Annotated in this window: 20 protein-coding genes; 10 read left to right on the top strand and 10 right to left on the bottom strand. The window is 38.5% G+C overall.

Features of this window, described 5'->3' with window-relative positions:
* Positions 1-47: 47 nt before the first annotated feature.
* Positions 48-557: a hypothetical protein gene (locus tag AMDU4_RS09780; protein WP_021787822.1), complete on the bottom strand. Its 510-nt coding sequence runs from the start codon at positions 555-557 to the stop codon at positions 48-50.
* Between the two features lie 66 nt (positions 558-623).
* Entirely contained in the window at positions 624-1,661 is a 1,038-nt protein-coding gene (locus tag AMDU4_RS09775) for a transposase (RefSeq protein ID WP_021787821.1), read from the bottom strand.
* 33 nt (positions 1,662-1,694) lie between these two features.
* Here AMDU4_RS09775 and AMDU4_RS09770 point away from each other — a divergent pair, with 33 nt between their 5' ends.
* The 3 genes from AMDU4_RS09770 (at position 1,695) to AMDU4_RS09760 (ending at position 4,438) form a co-directional block, all read left to right on the top strand.
* Positions 1,695-1,859, top strand: a complete 165-nt coding sequence (locus AMDU4_RS09770; protein WP_021787820.1) for a DUF2080 family transposase-associated protein — start codon at positions 1,695-1,697, stop codon at positions 1,857-1,859.
* Positions 1,860-2,107: 248 nt separating this feature from the next.
* The gene (nth, locus tag AMDU4_RS09765) at positions 2,108-2,752 is read left to right on the top strand and encodes an endonuclease III (RefSeq protein ID WP_021787819.1); all 645 of its coding nucleotides are present in this window, start codon (positions 2,108-2,110) and stop codon (positions 2,750-2,752) included.
* Positions 2,753-2,842: 90 nt separating this feature from the next.
* The gene (locus AMDU4_RS09760; protein ID WP_021787818.1) at positions 2,843-4,438 is read left to right on the top strand and encodes an amidohydrolase; all 1,596 of its coding nucleotides are present in this window, start codon (positions 2,843-2,845) and stop codon (positions 4,436-4,438) included.
* Positions 4,439-4,442: 4 nt separating this feature from the next.
* Here AMDU4_RS09760 and AMDU4_RS09755 read toward each other — a convergent pair whose 3' ends face one another.
* The 5 genes from AMDU4_RS09755 to AMDU4_RS09735 all read right to left on the bottom strand — a co-directional run bounded on the left by AMDU4_RS09755 (position 4,443) and on the right by AMDU4_RS09735 (position 9,424).
* On the bottom strand, positions 4,443-5,228 hold the full coding sequence (locus AMDU4_RS09755) for an MBL fold metallo-hydrolase (RefSeq protein ID WP_021787817.1): 786 nt from the start codon (positions 5,226-5,228) through the stop codon (positions 4,443-4,445).
* A gap of 47 nt (positions 5,229-5,275) precedes the next feature.
* Positions 5,276-5,563, bottom strand: coding sequence for a ferredoxin family protein (locus AMDU4_RS09750; protein WP_021787816.1), 288 nt, complete (start codon positions 5,561-5,563; stop codon positions 5,276-5,278).
* Positions 5,564-6,757, bottom strand: coding sequence for an NAD(P)/FAD-dependent oxidoreductase (locus tag AMDU4_RS09745; protein WP_021787815.1), 1,194 nt, complete (start codon positions 6,755-6,757; stop codon positions 5,564-5,566). It lies immediately after the preceding gene.
* Positions 6,750-8,576 carry an FAD-binding protein gene (locus tag AMDU4_RS09740; RefSeq protein ID WP_021787814.1) on the bottom strand — a complete coding sequence of 609 codons (1,827 nt, stop codon included), beginning with the start codon at positions 8,574-8,576 and terminating at the stop codon, positions 6,750-6,752. Before AMDU4_RS09740 ends, AMDU4_RS09745 begins: the two co-directional genes overlap by 8 nt.
* A gap of 113 nt (positions 8,577-8,689) precedes the next feature.
* The gene (locus AMDU4_RS09735; protein WP_021787813.1) at positions 8,690-9,424 is read right to left on the bottom strand and encodes a hypothetical protein; all 735 of its coding nucleotides are present in this window, start codon (positions 9,422-9,424) and stop codon (positions 8,690-8,692) included.
* Positions 9,425-9,572: 148 nt separating this feature from the next.
* On the opposite strand from AMDU4_RS09735, the gene AMDU4_RS09730 reads away from it, so the two are divergent.
* Together AMDU4_RS09730 and gltA are read left to right on the top strand one after the other, a co-directional pair.
* Positions 9,573-9,998: a CBS domain-containing protein gene (locus tag AMDU4_RS09730; RefSeq protein WP_021787812.1), complete on the top strand. Its 426-nt coding sequence runs from the start codon at positions 9,573-9,575 to the stop codon at positions 9,996-9,998.
* A gap of 1 nt (position 9,999) precedes the next feature.
* Positions 10,000-11,142, top strand: a complete 1,143-nt coding sequence (gltA, locus tag AMDU4_RS09725; RefSeq protein WP_021787811.1) for a citrate synthase — start codon at positions 10,000-10,002, stop codon at positions 11,140-11,142.
* Positions 11,143-11,269: 127 nt separating this feature from the next.
* On the opposite strand, the gene AMDU4_RS09720 is transcribed toward gltA, so the two are convergent.
* Positions 11,270-12,154 (bottom strand): phosphoribosylaminoimidazolesuccinocarboxamide synthase, encoded by an 885-nt coding sequence (locus AMDU4_RS09720; protein WP_290704937.1) that lies wholly within the window; start codon positions 12,152-12,154, stop codon positions 11,270-11,272.
* 169 nt (positions 12,155-12,323) lie between these two features.
* Between AMDU4_RS09720 and AMDU4_RS09715 the strand changes: the two genes are divergently transcribed.
* From AMDU4_RS09715 to AMDU4_RS09705, 3 genes are read left to right on the top strand one after another with little or no spacing between them, the layout of a single operon-like run.
* A complete protein-coding gene (locus tag AMDU4_RS09715; RefSeq protein WP_021787809.1) occupies positions 12,324-12,527 on the top strand; it encodes a histidine phosphatase family protein in 204 nt (67 codons plus the stop codon).
* Positions 12,514-12,681, top strand: coding sequence for a hypothetical protein (locus AMDU4_RS09710; RefSeq protein ID WP_021787808.1), 168 nt, complete (start codon positions 12,514-12,516; stop codon positions 12,679-12,681). The genes AMDU4_RS09715 and AMDU4_RS09710 overlap by 14 nt, the downstream gene beginning before the upstream one ends.
* Positions 12,659-12,937, top strand: coding sequence for a histidine phosphatase family protein (locus AMDU4_RS09705; RefSeq protein WP_290704934.1), 279 nt, complete (start codon positions 12,659-12,661; stop codon positions 12,935-12,937). The genes AMDU4_RS09710 and AMDU4_RS09705 overlap by 23 nt, the downstream gene beginning before the upstream one ends.
* A gap of 112 nt (positions 12,938-13,049) precedes the next feature.
* On the opposite strand, the gene AMDU4_RS09700 is transcribed toward AMDU4_RS09705, so the two are convergent.
* Positions 13,050-13,835: a pyridoxal-phosphate dependent enzyme gene (locus AMDU4_RS09700; protein WP_021787807.1), complete on the bottom strand. Its 786-nt coding sequence runs from the start codon at positions 13,833-13,835 to the stop codon at positions 13,050-13,052.
* 122 nt (positions 13,836-13,957) lie between these two features.
* On the opposite strand from AMDU4_RS09700, the gene AMDU4_RS09695 reads away from it, so the two are divergent.
* The gene (locus AMDU4_RS09695; protein WP_021787806.1) at positions 13,958-14,632 is read left to right on the top strand and encodes a hypothetical protein; all 675 of its coding nucleotides are present in this window, start codon (positions 13,958-13,960) and stop codon (positions 14,630-14,632) included.
* A 22-nt stretch (positions 14,633-14,654) separates the two neighbouring features.
* Positions 14,655-16,202: a tRNA uridine(34) 5-carboxymethylaminomethyl modification radical SAM/GNAT enzyme Elp3 gene (locus AMDU4_RS09690; RefSeq protein ID WP_021787805.1), complete on the top strand. Its 1,548-nt coding sequence runs from the start codon at positions 14,655-14,657 to the stop codon at positions 16,200-16,202.
* Here AMDU4_RS09690 and AMDU4_RS09685 read toward each other — a convergent pair.
* Positions 16,203-16,807 (bottom strand): class II aldolase/adducin family protein (locus tag AMDU4_RS09685; protein WP_290704931.1); only part of this gene is annotated, 605 nt, incomplete at its 5' end. It lies immediately after the preceding gene.

The following is a 16,807-nucleotide window of genomic DNA, read 5'->3' as shown; positions in this document are numbered from 1 at the left end:
AGTTTTCCCATGATACTTATGACAACATATTACAAATATATATAATACTATTCATTAACTGTTTGAACCCTTAATGGCTGTTTAATTCCCTGTATCCTAATATAACTGTTATTTGTTATTTTATATGTATTGTTAAATTGCTTTAACGGTATGGATGATATAAATGACTTGAATCTTAAACTTCCCACCTTAAACCCATTATTTTTCAGTTCATGAAGTGATTTAATATTGTCTCTTGCCCTCTCTATTAGTCCCTGCTTCATCTGTGATGATAAATATTTTAATTTCCTTTTTTCATAATGGTCTATTACATAGACATCCACACAATTTATCCTGTAATCTGTTTTAAATAGATCATCGGTGAACTCCCTGTTAATTACATAATTGTACAGCCATTTGGATTCCAGGAATAGGATCTTTAATGTGTTTACTGTTTTATTGCTTAATTTATCCATGTATATCTTAGTTTTTACTATTGTTATTATCTGGTTTTTCCTTCTTTCCTTTGTATTCTTTAAGGAATATTTTATTTTGTTTTTCCTTTCTTCAGATATCATGGAATTAACAGGATATGGTATATTCTTACATAAGTATTACCATGCTTTGGAGTGTGGGACACTATTTTAAAATCTACCCATATTGAACAGGTTGTGCCACACGCCGGTGCAGAATAGTGCATTATCTATTCTGTCATCCCTTCTCTGTGCTATGTTCCATCCAAGCATCTTCTTGTCTGCAGCAAATCCAGATTCAGAATTGCTTCTCTGATGGTACTGTTCCAGGTATGGCATGGTATTCTCAACAAAATCTTTCATTGCGTTTTTCCATTTCAGAGATCCGTTCAATGTGGAATTCTTCTTCGGTATTACGAATACCTTTGTTTCCCCAAGTTTATCCATGTATGATGGAGAGGAGTAATACCTGTCCAGCCGGATGGAATCCATTTCTATTCCAGTTGATGACAACAGTTTCATTGCCCTGTCATAGGCACTTCTCTCAGATTTCATTGACGAACCGAATGCAATGTACATCCTTGATTTAAGATCCATTATGGCAAATGAATATGCAAACAGTCTTTTCTTATGGGATTCTGATTTCTTTCCATCTTTTTCTTCTCTGTTTCCGGGATTCTCTTTTGCATGATCCTTCAGTTTCTGTGCATAGGATTCATAGTTCTTCTTCACTGTGAGTGAATAACCGGTGCCGTCACCTGTTGCATTGGAATTCGTAATATCCTTTTTCCCAAGTATGAGGGTATGAAGGTTGTGTACTGCCATTATGACCTCCTCATCTGAATACAGTCTTTCTATGGTTTTGTATGATACATCTATTCCTGATAACATGGAGAATATGGCAAGCATGTTTGCAAACATCCTGTTTGATTCACTCACAAGCTGCTTGATCAGCAATAGCTTGACCCTCTGTTCAAGGGTTAGGGAATGGGGGTGACCGGCTCCTGGAACTATTCTTATCGTTGAAACAGCTTCATTCACCAGTGGATCAAGATCTTTCATTGCCATCCTGATTCTCTGTGCAAACTCCTGCTCGTAAGTTCTCCAGTCCCTCTCCTTTTTAGGATGTTCCAGTACGTATTTCTTTCCCAGAATATTGTTGATCTCCTCAAGCTTGTACTGAATGTCATCACCGGTGGTCTTTCCCATAGATATATATATACTACGTATATATACAATACTATGAACAAGGTAAAGATAGAGGAGACAACAGAGATCACAGTGAATGGAATACAGGGATTTATTGAGAGGAGAGTCACAAAGTTTGGATCAGGAGCAAAGGTAGACTGCCCCAAGGAGTTTCTTGGCAGGAAGGTTTATCTTATAATAACCCTGGACAAGGAATAGTGTCCCACACTCCATGCTTTGAACCTGATAATTTATGATAAATATTTAAAAATTACACCACGGGCAAGTTCTGAAGATATTTAATTACTTTATTATTTATTGAATAAATGTACATTTCTTCCAGAGAATTTATCCACATCGTAAACTCAGTGGCTTTCTTTCTGATTAAATTGTAAAATATTTTTATATATCATATTCCACATAATTTTGTTCAGATAATAATTTAAATCATACAATTATAAGGGCTTATGGTGGACTTTGAAAATATATATATGAAGATCAGGGAGGTATCGCCTGAACATCATTTTGAATTTACTGATTCTCCTTTCTGGATACTTATAACAACAATATTATCCCAGAGAACGAAAGATGCGGTAACTGACGAAGCTGCACGGAAACTTTACAACAGGTATCATGATTCCTATGGACTGGAGCACGCTAATCCTTCTGATATAAAGGCCATTATAAAATATGTGGGATTCAGCAATGTTAAATCGGGAAGAATAATTGAAATAGCAAGAATAATCAATCATGATTATGGAGGAAAAGTTCCAGATACCCATGATGAACTTGTAAAACTTCCTGGAACTGGAAGCAAAACTGCAAACATAGTACTCACGCAGGGGTTCAATATACCCGCTATTGCTGTTGACACGCATGTTTTCAGGGTATCTAACAGAATCGGGCTGGTCCATACAAAGAATCCGGATGAAACCGAAGAGGCATTAAAGGCCATAGTGCCGGTCAAATACCAGATAGAATTTAATCCAGTCCTGGTGGAATTTGGAAAGAATATATGCAAGCCCGTGTCACCCAGATGCAGTATATGCCCCATATCAGGATGTTGCGATTACTATATTCAAAAAACTTCCACAGGGAATACCAAAAATTAGGTCAGGTACATTGAAATTGCAAACCGAAACAGTAATAAATAGTAGCCTTATGCATAAATCAAAAAAATTTAAGGAATTGCGGTGATTGCAATGGAAAAATATGCTGTTGTGGACAAATACTTTGACGGATATAATTTGAGAAAGGGTTCCATTATTTTTACGGTAAATGATGGGATAATCACCAGCGAACATGTGGCAAATGATGCTGAAATAAAGAGTTTAATTGCTGATAACAATGAAGTAGTGGATTTAAGGGGAAATTTTGTGTCTCCCGGCTTAATAGATTCGCATGACCATTTTATGCTTACTGCATTAAAAATGAAATACCAGGTAGATTTCTCCGGAATTCGTTCCTTTGATGATTTCCGGAAAATACTGGAGGAAAACAAAAATAAGGTTGTACATGGATGGTTTCAGGGCTACGGTATTAACGAATACAATATGGAGGAAAAAAGATTGCCGGATCTAAAAATTATTGATGAAATATTTGGAAATGTACCCCTATTTATAACACATATGACAGAACATTATGGCATGTGCAATTCAAAGGCACTTGAGATGGCAGGTATTGACAGGGAAACAGAATCCCCGCCAAATAGCCGGATTGGAAGGGATGACAGTGGAAACCCCAATGGCGTACTATATGAGGCAAAGGCCATGGATCTGGTAAAACGAAAGATTCCGGAATACAATGTAGATGATTATATAGAAGCCATAAAATTCGGATCAGATCACTATAGAAATGCGGGACTCTCCACTGTGAAGGATACCGGCGGAACGGGAAATGATGTCAACGAGGAAACCAGGATAAAAGCTATAAACCAGTTATCCAGGAATGGAGATGTTGGAATTCGCATGGCAATTGCCCTGCCAGTATATTCCATTGAGGATGTGGACAGGAAAATTGAACTGGCAGAAATGATACCTGAAAACAGTAACATAAAGTTTGCAGGATTCAAGATGTTTCTTGACGGTAGTATACTGTCCAGAACCGCATGGATGAAAAACAGTTATGTGGGCAGTAAAAACAATAAAGGCATTCCATTATGGGAAATCCATAATTTTAAAGAGGCTCTAAGGCGATTATCGATCACAGGATACCATATAAGCATACACACAATAGGAGATAGGGCTATTGATACAGCACTGGATGCCATAGAGGAGCTTAAAAATGCCGGGATCGGATCCAGATATGCCCTGGTACACTGCTACAAGCTTAACAGAGAAACGATTCAGAGAATAAAAAGATTAAATGTTGGCATTGAGACACAGCTTGCTTTTATCTACTTTATAGGAGATGCCTTAAGTGACAATATGGGAACGAAACAATCCAGATGCCTGTTTCCCATAAAAACTATGATTGAACAGGGCATAGCAGTCTCCAACGGGTCAGATAGCCCTGTTACACCCTTTAATCCATTATACGGCATATACTCAAGTATGTTCAGAAAAACATTTACAGGCAGAAATTCCGGTGTTTATGATGATGGAGAAAACATAAGCCTTGAGGGCGCAATAAAAACATATACCTCTGAAAGTGCAAAGGTTATAGAATGGGATGAAATAGGTTCGCTGGAGAGAGGTAAGAATGCGGATTTTACAGTATGGTCCCAGGATCCTGAAAACCTTAAGAACAACATAAATGAATGGTTAGGCATCACGCTTAAATCCATAACCTTAAGATAATTTATCATTTCTGAAATTCTATTTCTGGTTTTTCAGGTGTGCCATAAATTTTTGCCATCACATTTTCTCTGTCATGGTTGAATACTATGGAAATATTTTCTCTTATTGCCTTTTTCAGGAGTTTTTTCTTCATCTTCAGGGTTTCAATCGGATATGAGTCTATTGCCGTGATATAGTATGGTTTTATATGGAACCATGATGGAAACAGGTCTCCACCGTACATATATTTTTTTGAATTGACCTCAAAAATTATTACCATGTGTCCCTCAGTGTGGCCTCCGGTGTTTATTGCAGTCACATTCCCATTAATTTTTCTGGAACCTGTCAATGTTTTAATTTCCCCATATATCCTTCCAGGGATATAGCTCCCCCTGGTGAAATCGTTTGGATGCCTGAATGCTTTTAATTCCTTTTCCTGCATAACAATTTGTGAATTCCTGAAAATAGGATTCCCTGAGAATATATGGCCATTATGGTCGAAGTGCATGTGGGATAGAATGATATGGTCAATGCTTTTGACATGATAATCCCTTACCAGTGAAATGGAAATGTCACGCTCTTTTTCGGGTCGGAATATTTTCCTGAACCTGTCTGAAAAGTTGTCTCCAATTCCCGCATCTATTATTATATTTTTATTGTTTAACCTTAAAAATGGTATATTTGTTCCTATCCTGATTTTGTTTTCACGGTCATGGAAATATCTTGACCACAATACCTTTGGTACAATGCCGAAGTATGCCCCTGAATCCAATTCGTAGGTGCCATCATTGAGAAAATATAGTTCTTCCATAATTAAATAGTATAAATGAAAATATTAATGTTTTTAAAGTTACGGAATTATCCGTATCTCAATGCTATTCCCTTGCCGAATCTGGGATATTTCCAGATGATATTGTCGTAGGGGCAGGAAATTCTTGAAGCACCGCATTCAACGCAGTTCTCGTAACTAACTATTATTTTATTGTTCTGCCATGAAAAAACGTTGGCAGGGCATATGGATACACACGGCTGCGGCTCCCCATATTTAGCGGTACATTCAAGGCATTTATTTGCATCCGCAATGGCAAGATGCGACTCATCATCCTTTTTATATCTTAGCGTATATAGTTTCTCTTCTGTTGTCATTTATCTCATCCTCATAACAAAACTCATCAGGTCAGGTATTATATTTCTATAATTTCCTACCATTGTATTTCTTATTCCAAACAAATCGCCAGCAGCCCAAGATTCCAGCATGGATGAAACCATCTGTATGTATTCTCCTGCCTTGTTGCCGGCCATAAATTCTGCTTCCAGTTTCCTTTCTTTAGCAATCTTTGAAATTTCTGGGTGTTTCATAAGATTGTATTTATAAACCTCCCTATTATAATTCTTAACTGCTGCCTCACCAGCCAGGGTTCCTGAGGCAATGGCTGGAGTGATTCCATCAAATGAAAGTGGATCAACAAGCCCTATGGCATCGCCACAGAGATACACATTGCCCTTTCCTACTCTTGACTCGGGGAAACCACCTTCTGGTATTACCTTGGCTGAGTATTCACGGAGCGAGTAGCCCTTGACTTTTTCTGCTATGCCAGTTGTTTCCAGAAAATCATCAAGCAGTTTTTCAGGCCTGATCTTTCTATCAAGAAGCCCTCTTATTGGAGAGCCTATTCCAACAGCCAGGCTATCCTTGTATGTATACATAAAGCCAGCCACAAGCGGGTCAGACATTACCATTCTCCACGTCATCCCTGTATCATCATCGGGCAATCCGAAGATAGAGTTGAGGTCTCCTTTTTTTATAGAGTAAACCATTTTCACTCCCTGCACAGAATTTTCAGGTGTCCAATCCTGGTTAATTCCAGATTCCATAGAAACCAGCGCATTGACCCCCTCTGCCAGGATAAATGATTTTGCTGCCACATCACCCCTGTCGGTTGTCAGGGATTTTGCAATGCCATTATCCCAGTTCAACTTAAGTGCAGTTGTTTTAGGTATAACAGTGGCACCTGCATTTTCAGCAACTGACGACAACCATTTGTCAAATTTTAGCCGTCCGGTTGTAACAAGCCCTTCCGGATGGAATTCAATATCTACAGGTTTCTTTTTGTCATAAAGTGAAAATTTGATTGTATCAACATTTCTTTCATAGGGCATCCCCTCGCCGAAGACAGATTCTACGTAATTCTTCCGTACCTCTGCTCCTGAAACGTTTTTAGATCCGGGTTCAGGGCCTCTTTCAATTACAAGAACCTTTTTTCCTTCTGATGCTGCCTTCAGGGCAGCTGCAGATCCTGCTGGCCCTGCGCCAACAATAACTATATCATATTCAAGCATTTATATCACCAATTTTTTTAATAAGTTCTGGAACTATCTGGAATACATCCCCTACAACCCCATAATCACAGTTTTCGAATATCTGGGCCTCCGGATCTGTGTTTATGGCTATTATCCTCTTGGATCCCTGAATGCCCACCAGATGCTGTATTGCTCCGGATATTCCCATGGCAATATACAGGTTAGGCCTTATTGTTGTTCCAGTCTGGCCGACCTGCCTGTCCTTGGGATACCAGTTTGCATCGGCAAGAGGTTTGCTGACCCCAACTATACCACCGATCTTTGCTGCAAGGTCCTCTGCCAGTTTTATGTTATCCTTATTTACAATGCCTCTGCCTACACCAACCACAACCTGTGCCACTGAAAGTGCATTGGTCTTTTCTATGTTTTTATAATCGGTGATTTTGAATCTGGACTCAACCTTACCAAGTTTTTCCTTTACTATTTTTCCCTTGAAATCCCTTTCAGGAAGAGCTGAAAACACACCTGCCCTGGTACTTACCATTATAGGCTTATTATTGGGACATATAATTGTGGATGTTTCCTTTCCACCGAAATCAGGCCTGGTTGCCTGTAACTGGCCTTTCTCATCCACATCAAATATAATGCAATCTGCTATAAGACCTGTATTAACTTTTATTGCGGTTGTGGCTGCCAGCTCTCTGGAATTATATGTTCCAGGGAAAAACAGTGAATTGGGCTTATATTTGTTAATCATCAGCTCAAGGGCTTTTGTGTAAATATCATTGTCATATCTCTTTGCATTTTCTGCTTCACAGTAATAGGCCTCATCAGCACCATATTTGAAGGCTGTGTCAATAAGCTTCTCGTCATCTGTACCTATTATAACTGCACCAAGCTTTGTATCCATAAGGTCTGCAACTCTCCTTGCAGCACCAAGAATTTCAAGCGATGTCTTGTTCAGTTCGCCGTCAAAATGATCAATGTATACCCAAATACTGTCCTCCACTTTCGTAACAGGTGCGGGTTTTTCATATGCTTCATTCATAGCCTTCATACCCTTCAATGATTCCTTTATTTTCGACACAAGAAAATCAACAGTTTTGTTTAAATCCTCATTTTTAATTATTTCCGGATTCCTCATTTTCGGTGGAGGCCTTACCCTTATAACCTTGGTTGGTGATGCAGCAAGTCCGATCTTTTTGGGGTCTGCGTCTATATCAGTTTTCGAAAGCCTTGTTACCTGGAATGTCATGGCCTTTATCATACCCTCCAGTGTAGCTTCCCTGGGCGTGTTAGAATTTTCCGTTATTGTTGCAACAAAGGGCATTTTAACCTCAACAGTTTCGGTATCAAATTCTGTGGTTCTCTGCAACTTCGCAACCTTTGTTTCCATATCTATATCAAGAATTTTGTCAGTATATGCAACTTCCGGTATTCCCAGCCACATTGCTGTTTGTGGGCCAACCTGCTGTGTTTCACCGTCAAGTGCCCTTCTCCCAAATAATATTATGTCTGGTTTACCAATTTTCTCAATTCCTCTGGATACAGTATAGGATGTTGCCCATGTATCTGAACCTACCATGGCCGCATCTGTTATTAAATATATATTGTCAGATCCCATAGCCACGGCCTCTCTAAGTGTAATATCTCCTTTAGGTGGGCCCATGGAAATTATTGAAACAGTTCCGCCATATTTTTCCTTCAATCTGAGGGCTTCTTCTATGGCGTGCAGGTCAGGCGGGTTTATAATAGCTGGCACTCCCTCTCTGACCAGATTATTCGTTACCGGGTCGATCCTTAAATCATCGGCATCCGGAACTTGCTTTACAGCAACGACAATATTAATACCTTTCATAGCGGTATATGCTAAGTATTATTAAAAATCTTTTCCAATGGAAATAATAATATGTCTCATTGCTTAAAAAGGACAATGGAACATTATGGAAGAATGGCACAAAAATAATGTTTTCATAATCTTTTAAACGAAATTTTATATCCTCTTACCATATACAGAAAAATTCCTAAAAGAAGTATAATTGAAACCGTACTCAGTATTATTTCATTGAAAGTACTTCCGTATATCTGATTAAGATAAAATGAACTCAAAAACGGGCTTGCTCCTATAACTACACCAAAAAATGTACCGGTCGCACATGCTGGACAGACGCCTATGGCGCCAACAATGGAGAGAGGAGTTGCTTTTTTTAATTTAAGCCCCATAATGGAAAAGGCAAATATGGAACTTCCTGTAATTGATGCTGCCATGAGTGAAAGAACCTGAAATGGATAAATATATACTCCAACTGCATGGGAATAGTATAAAAGAAAATTCGGGGTAAACATGGGAAGACCGTAGAGGAATGCTACATAATGTGGATAGTTATAACCAGATGGCATAATATGTATCATTCCTCCGGCTACTGCAAGGATTACTGTATAAATTGCAAAGACAGGATAGAAGTGCTTAAGCTTTGGGATATTATAACGGGATTTTATGGCCACATATATTGAAAGGGCAATAGCAATTGCACCTGCAATAAATAATACATCATCAAATGAAGTGTAAAATCTGGCAGTTGAAGCCGAAGATGCATAATTATATGAATTGGGATAAAACAGGTATCCCAGTTTCGAGTATAATTCGAAGCCATTAATAATCAGAAGAACTCCAGCCATGAAGAGTATCAGATTTTTATTCCTCATTTATGTCAAAATCATATGATAACTAATAATAATTATGGTGACTCTGACTAAATCATAAATTGCCGATATTTTCATGTAAAAATGTTTATTACAATGGCTATTTTTTACCAAACATAATGTTTAAATTAAATCGTACCATAGTTAGAATATGGCTCTCGAAATAAGTAACATTATGCAAAAACAGCCGATTTACATAGATGAGGCATCAACCATATATGACGGCACAAAGAAGATGACTGCAGGAAATAAGGGTTCTCTTCTGCTTGGCTCACCAAAGGCCTTGAAGGGGATTATTACAGAGCGGGATATTATAAAGGCAATTGCCGAAGGGAAACCACTTAATACACCAATAGTTGAGGCCGCTACAAAGGAAAATTTGATTTTTATACATGAGAATGATTCTATAACCAAAGCGGCAGTGCTTATGAGCAAGCATAATATAAGGCACCTCATAGTAAAATCAAAGGATGATGTGGTAACTGGAGTTCTTTCCACAAGAGACCTGATGCGCGAGAGCTATACTTTGAAGGAACTGGCAAATGTAAAAAATTCAGATTGGTTCGGAAGTGATTAAAATGGCAGTAAGTTTAGGATTGGAAGATGTATTCATAAAGTACACAGGCTTAACATATATAGACGGCAATGCAGGAGTACTCAGATATAGGGGGTATGACGTAAATGATCTGGTTCAAAATAGTCCATTCGAGGAGGTTTGCTACCTGATGATCAATGGTGAACTTCCAAACAGCCAGCAGCTTGAGGAATTCAAAAAATCAATAAAGGAGCATTATAAGCTTCCTGATCATGTTACGGAGCTAATATCAGATCTTCCCCGGGAGGCGGACACCTTAACAATGATGGAAACAGCCTTTGCGTCCCTATCCTCTGGAGATTATCAGTGGAATAAAGAAAATGACAGAAAACAGGTTCCAAAGATACTTGGGGAAAATCTTGGCATAATATCGAATATATACAGACATAAAATGGGAATGCCACTCCAGAATCCTGATACGAAATATGATTATGCCGAAGCTTTTCTCAGGAATTGCTTTGACAGGGTAGATGATAAAAAGATTTCTGCAATGAATGCAGCACTGGTAATATATGTGGATCATGAAGTACCAGCATCCACCACAGCAGCGCTTGTTGCCTCATCCACATTATCGGATATGTATTCATGCATAACTGCGGCAACGGCCGCACTCAAGGGACCATTGCATGGTGGCGCTGCAGAGGCAGCATACAAGCAGTTGCTTGACATAGGAAGTGTGGACAATGTCGATAACTGGTTCAAGACAAACATAGTGGATGGAAAGAGGAGATTGATGGGGTTTGGCCACAGGGTTTACAGGACATATGACCCAAGAATGAAGATTTTCAAAAAACTTGCAACAACACTTGACCAGACAGCTGAGCAGAAAAAATTGTTTGAAATAGCCGTAAAACTTGAGGAACTTGGTGTAAAAGAGTTCGGGGCAAAGGGAATATATCCCAATACGGATTATTATTCCGGCATAGTATTCAATGAGATCGGGTTTCCAATATACATGTTTACAACCCTCTTTGGGTTCTCCAGAGTTCTGGGATGGCTTGCACATGTAACAGAATATGTAGAGGAAGAGGAAAGGCTTATAAGACCCAGAGCTGTATATACCGGTCCTGATAGAGCGGGATTTTGTAAAAATGAAGGAAAGAAATTAAAACATATTTTTTTATAATTTCTATATTAATAATGTTATGAATTGATCTGCCACGTGGCCTTACATTTATTTTAGTGATAATTTTCCTATGAAATACAGAATTTCCGGTTTATTTTCTTTATGGTATTGATCCTATTTTTCCGGGTTACCATTTCAACCCGGTTATCTTCTCATACATCTGTATGTAAAGATCTGACACGGTCTTGACCATATTTTCTGGTAATGGTGTTATATCCGGCTCGGCTTCCTTTTTGTCTCTTGCATACATGAGCTTTTCATGATAGCCCGCAGCCCTGTAATATTGCCTCACCATTTCCTTGCTGAGCTCATTAACCTGGCCATTTTCATAATCCTCTTTATCCCAGAATCTATCCTCATCAAGTGTTCCGAAGGTATCTATTATTACAGGTTTTCTTTCCATGCCAAGGGCGAATTCCTTTTTACCGTCAGCATGGATAAGTCCTCTGCTTTCCACCGATTTGTTAATTCTTCTGTCTATTTTGAATATTATTTCACGTATACTGTACAGTTCCCCAAGGTCGAGTCCTGAAATTTCCAGGGCTTCCTTTGTTTCAAGATACCTGTCAAACTTTTCAAATTTTGTTGAAACTTCAAAAAATGGGTCCGGAAGTGGATCACCATATTCCGGGGCATTCTTGAACCCCAGAGTATGGTAGTCAATTTCTCCAGATTTGATTCTATCATACAGTGAACCGGCCATGTAGTACCGTGTTATAAATTCCAGAGGCACCATGTAATTAGATAGGAATCCATATCCCTTATCCATCTGCCGGTATTTTTTTACCCTCATCTCTGAGTCTGAAACAAGTTCAATGAGATCTGTTTCTATGTTCAGTGACGATACTACATTGTACCAGTAATATGATGTTCTGCACAATGATTCCCCCTTATGGGGAATAGAATTGGGAATTATCTTGTCAAAAACTGATATCCTGTCTGAGAATTTAAATACCAGTGCATTTCCGTCATCGTAAACATCCTTAACCTTGCCTTTCCTGAGAAGTTCCATGCACATAAATAGCTAATCCTAATATAATTTTATTGATTTCTTATTAATGAAATACCCATGTTACTTTGTTAAAACTGAGGCACATTTTACTCTCCGAAGCCTTATAAAAATTCTTAAGTTTTCTACGGCATAACAATAAAAATTAACTACAAATGCAATATAACCGTACATGTTAGTTTATATGATCAGGCATGGAGAAACATATAACAATGCCGAAGCAGTATTTCCCCTGGATAACACAGAACTGAATGAGAAAGGGGTATTACAGGCCAGGGATGCCGGGAAATACATCAGGGATATTAATTTTGATGCTGTATATACAAGCCCAATTTTACGTGTTATAGAGACCTCTAAACAACATGGGTATCCATGAATATACCAAAGACGACCGGCTCATGGATATTGGCACTGGAAAATTGACCGGAAAGAAGATAGTTGAGATAGCATCCCTGGATCCAAATTGGTATACAACATTTCAGGACGGTGTGGAAAATAGGTATAGGTGTGGAAAAATTTTCGGAACTTAAGAAAAGGGTAAAAAATTTCATTGATTCAATATCACAAATGGATTATAACAGTGTACTGGTTGCTACCCATTTAGAACCCATACGTGGAATGTTCTCACTGGCAACTGAAATTAATGGATTGCCACTGACGAAACTTGAAATCGGCAACTGCTCCATATCCGTTTTCTCAATGAATAATGGAAATATAGAGTTAAAGGGCTTTAACTGGCTTCCACTGCAGAATTATAATGGTAATAAAAATAAGTCTTTCTATTAATTATTTTATTATGTATTTTTTCCTGTAGATACTGGAATATTTGGAATAATCATCTGGAAACACTGTAAGGATAACTCTATTTTTTCCAGATATCTTCATAGATGCCATGTAATTAGCACCCGATGAAGGGCCAACAGAGTAAGTTATATTTGTCCTTGAGTTCCTGAACACCGTGGTAGGCTTCGTCTTCAGATATAGTGACAAAATTATCGATGAGATTCCCATACATATCAATAATTGCACGGTGGCTGGATTTGAATGGATTGCGAAGTCCAACTATATGAGATCCTTCTTCCGGAAGCACTCCTGTAACCTTGACGTTGTATTTTTCTTTAAAATACTTTGAAAGCCCGGTGATAGTTCCACCAGTCCCAACACCTGCAACTATATTGTCTATATGCCCCAACTCCCTGGCTATTTCTGGCCCGGTTCCATAATAATGCGCACTGGAATTCATTGCGTTTCCATGCTGCCCTATTCTGAAATATTTTTCAGGATATTTTTCTGCTATGCTATCAACATAATTAATGGAGCTTTCTGTGCTATTGCCTGGTGTTCTTGTGACCTTGGAACCAAGGTTTTCCAGAAGTTTTCCTGTTGCTTCAGGGGTTGATTCCGGTATCACTATTTCGCTCCTCAAACCAAAGATGCCGGCAATTCCCGCTATTGCTATTCCTGTATTCCCAGATGAGGCTTCAATTATTGTCTGATTGCTTTTTAACATGCCTGTTTTCAGGGCATAGTCTATCATAAAGAAAGCTGCACGGTCCTTTATTGACCTGAAACGGTTATAATATTCAAGCTTTGTATAGATTCCAGTTTCACCAAGCCTGTATAGGGGTGTATTTCCAATTCCAATTTTGTTAGACTCTGATGCGATTTCACTTAATAATGACATATACAGTAATTGGAATTACCATAATTAATATTGCCATTTAAAACATTGCAGATAACTTATAGCATTCAAATGTTAAAAAAGTATTATAGAAAAAATAATATAATGGGTTTTGATAGATACATGTGGAATATACATTTAAGGATGGAAAAATATACCAGGATGACACTGAAATATACACAATAAAATCAAACTCATCTAATCTGGGAGCAAAGTCAATAGAAATAAGTGGCGCTACTGGCCTTCAAAGCATTTACATTGACAAGGCACCTGGAGGTTATAAAATTAGTCAGGGGTCCATGGACATGGGAACTCTTTCAAGGAATCTTGTAATGAGTTATAACGGAAGAACTTATTCACTCTCAAAACCCTATGTGGACAATGATACTAGAAAAATGGAAATAAAATCTGATGATTCAAAGATTGGAACCCTTACCTTTGGATCCGGTGTGCTTACAGGCACCTATGACTATATGAATGATGAGGTTCCTGTTGTTGTGTATATGAGTGTAATGTCACCATATATAAAGTCAGCATACAATACACCAAATGGACAGACTGGCAGGAGGCAAAATGCCTACAGGATGCCACGGATATATGCAATTTTGTCAAATGTGGTTTTTCTGATAGCTATAGTTATAATAATATTTTCAGGCGCCCTTGGGATACCTACAAATTACGATTTTCTTATATTAATAATTGTCATAGCATTTTCATTTGTAATTAGGTCAATGGGCCGCAGAAAGTATCAAGAAGAGCATAAAAATGATGAAGACAACGGAATGAATAAAAATTTATAATCATATACAATTATCATTTATTATGGACTTTTATGAAGAAATAACTTCTGAAATAGCTAATGGAAAAATAAGGGATAAGGAGCAACTTCAGAAGGAGAAACTGTTACTGTCCAAAAAATTCAATCTTGATGTAGTTCCCAGCGACGTTGAAATACTGAATTATAGTGATAACAGAAAGTTTGTCCAATTGTTAAGAAAAAAACCAACTAGAACGGTTTCTGGCGTGGCTGTTGTTGCCGCTATGACATCACCTGAAGCGTGCCCACATGGAAAATGCATTTTCTGCCCCGGAGGTGTTGACAGCAGTTCCCCACAATCATATACTGGATATGAGCCCTCTGCACTCAGGGGGAAAAACAATTATTATGATTCGTATAATATCACATTTAGCAGGTTAAAACAGCTGGAGACAATAGGCCATGACACAAGCAAAGTTGATCTAATAATCATGGGTGGCACATTCACGGCAAGATCCCAGAATTATCAGGAAGAATTCGTTAAGGGATGCATTGATGGGATGAACAAAAAAATATCACCCACCTTGAATGAGGCTATACTGGAAAATGAATTTTCAAAAAGGCGCTGCATAGGCATGACAATTGAAACTAAACCTGACTGGTTCAATGAAAGGGAAATAGATGAGGCACTATCCTATGGAACCACCAAAGTTGAACTGGGAATACAGGTACTAAATGACAGTATACTGCGCCTGAACAGGAGAGGGCATGGCATGGAAGAGATCGTGAGATCAACTCAAATGGCCAGGGATGCTGGATTTAAGATTTTATACCACCTGATGCCGGGAATGTATGGTTCGTCCTATCGTGAAGACATTAGAAGTTTTGACATGGCCATGTCAGATGACAGATTCAAACCTGACATGCTAAAAATATATCCTACACTGGTAGTAAAAAATACTGCACTTTATGCATACTGGAAGGAAGGAAAATATATTCCCTATGACACTAAAAAAGTTGTGAGAATGGTCACATACTTTATGAAGAATATGCCACCGTGGGTAAGGGTCATGAGAATGCAGAGAGACATACCTGTAAATTTCATCGAAGCGGGCGTGAAGAGAAGCGACCTGCATAACCTTGTAGACATTGAAATGGAAAACATGGGCATAAAAACCATGGAAATAAGAAGCAGGGAAGTTGGAATAGTAAAGGATTCATACGGAAATGACTATAACCTTATCAGAAGAAATTACAGGGCTTCAGGAGGCGACGAAATATTCCTCTCATTTGAAAATTCAAAAAATGATATTATAGGATACCTAAGGCTCAGGATGCCATCAGACATGGCACACAGAAAGGAGGTTTTATCTTCATCGATTATCAGGGAAATAAAGGTTATGGGGAATATAGTGCCAATAGGAGCCGAATCCGCAGAAAACTGGCAACACCACGGATTCGGGAAAAAGCTTCTGGATGAGGCGGAACGTATATCACTGGAAGAGTATGGAAAAAAACGCATAGTAGTAATCAGTGGGATAGGGGTTAGAAATTATTTCAGGAAATATGGCTATGAAAGGTTAGGGCCATACATGGCCAGGGAACTTAAATAATTATTTCCAGTTTTTCCACTGTTTCAGATAATTTTCTGATAGTCCTCTCAACTTTGCCACATCCTCTGGAGGCAATATATTGACCTTACCAAGCATTTTGGCCGTAATAAAGATACTTGCAGATTTTTCCAGTACCTGGGATGTGACTATTGCCCGTTCCATATCGGTTCCAACTGATACAGCACCATGATTTTTCATTATCGTTGCATTATTTGAACCGAGACCTTCAACAACGTAGTCTGCCAGTTCTATGGTTCCCGTAAGGGCATATTTGGATACATTTACACCATCACCAAGGAGCATTGCAGTATCCTCGGTTATAGGCGGAATCCGGTCATCAGTAACTGACAGTACTGAAGAGTATATTGAATGGGTATGAACTATGGCCATAACATCATGCCTGTTTTTGTATATTTTATAGTGCATTAACCGCTCACTGGAAGGTTTCATCTTTCCATCTATAATTTTTCCTTCAATATCGGTGATAACCATGTCCTCTGGTAAGCTCTTTGAATAATTCGTCCCACTGGGGGTTATGACCACATTCCCATCTTCAGTTCTCAGGCTTATGTTCCCCCATGACCCAACTGTGAGGTTACTCTTAC

The organism is Ferroplasma sp. Type II, assembly GCF_000496155.1.
Note: the sequence above shows the minus strand (reverse complement) of the source record. Positions and strands in the feature narration are given on the sequence as shown.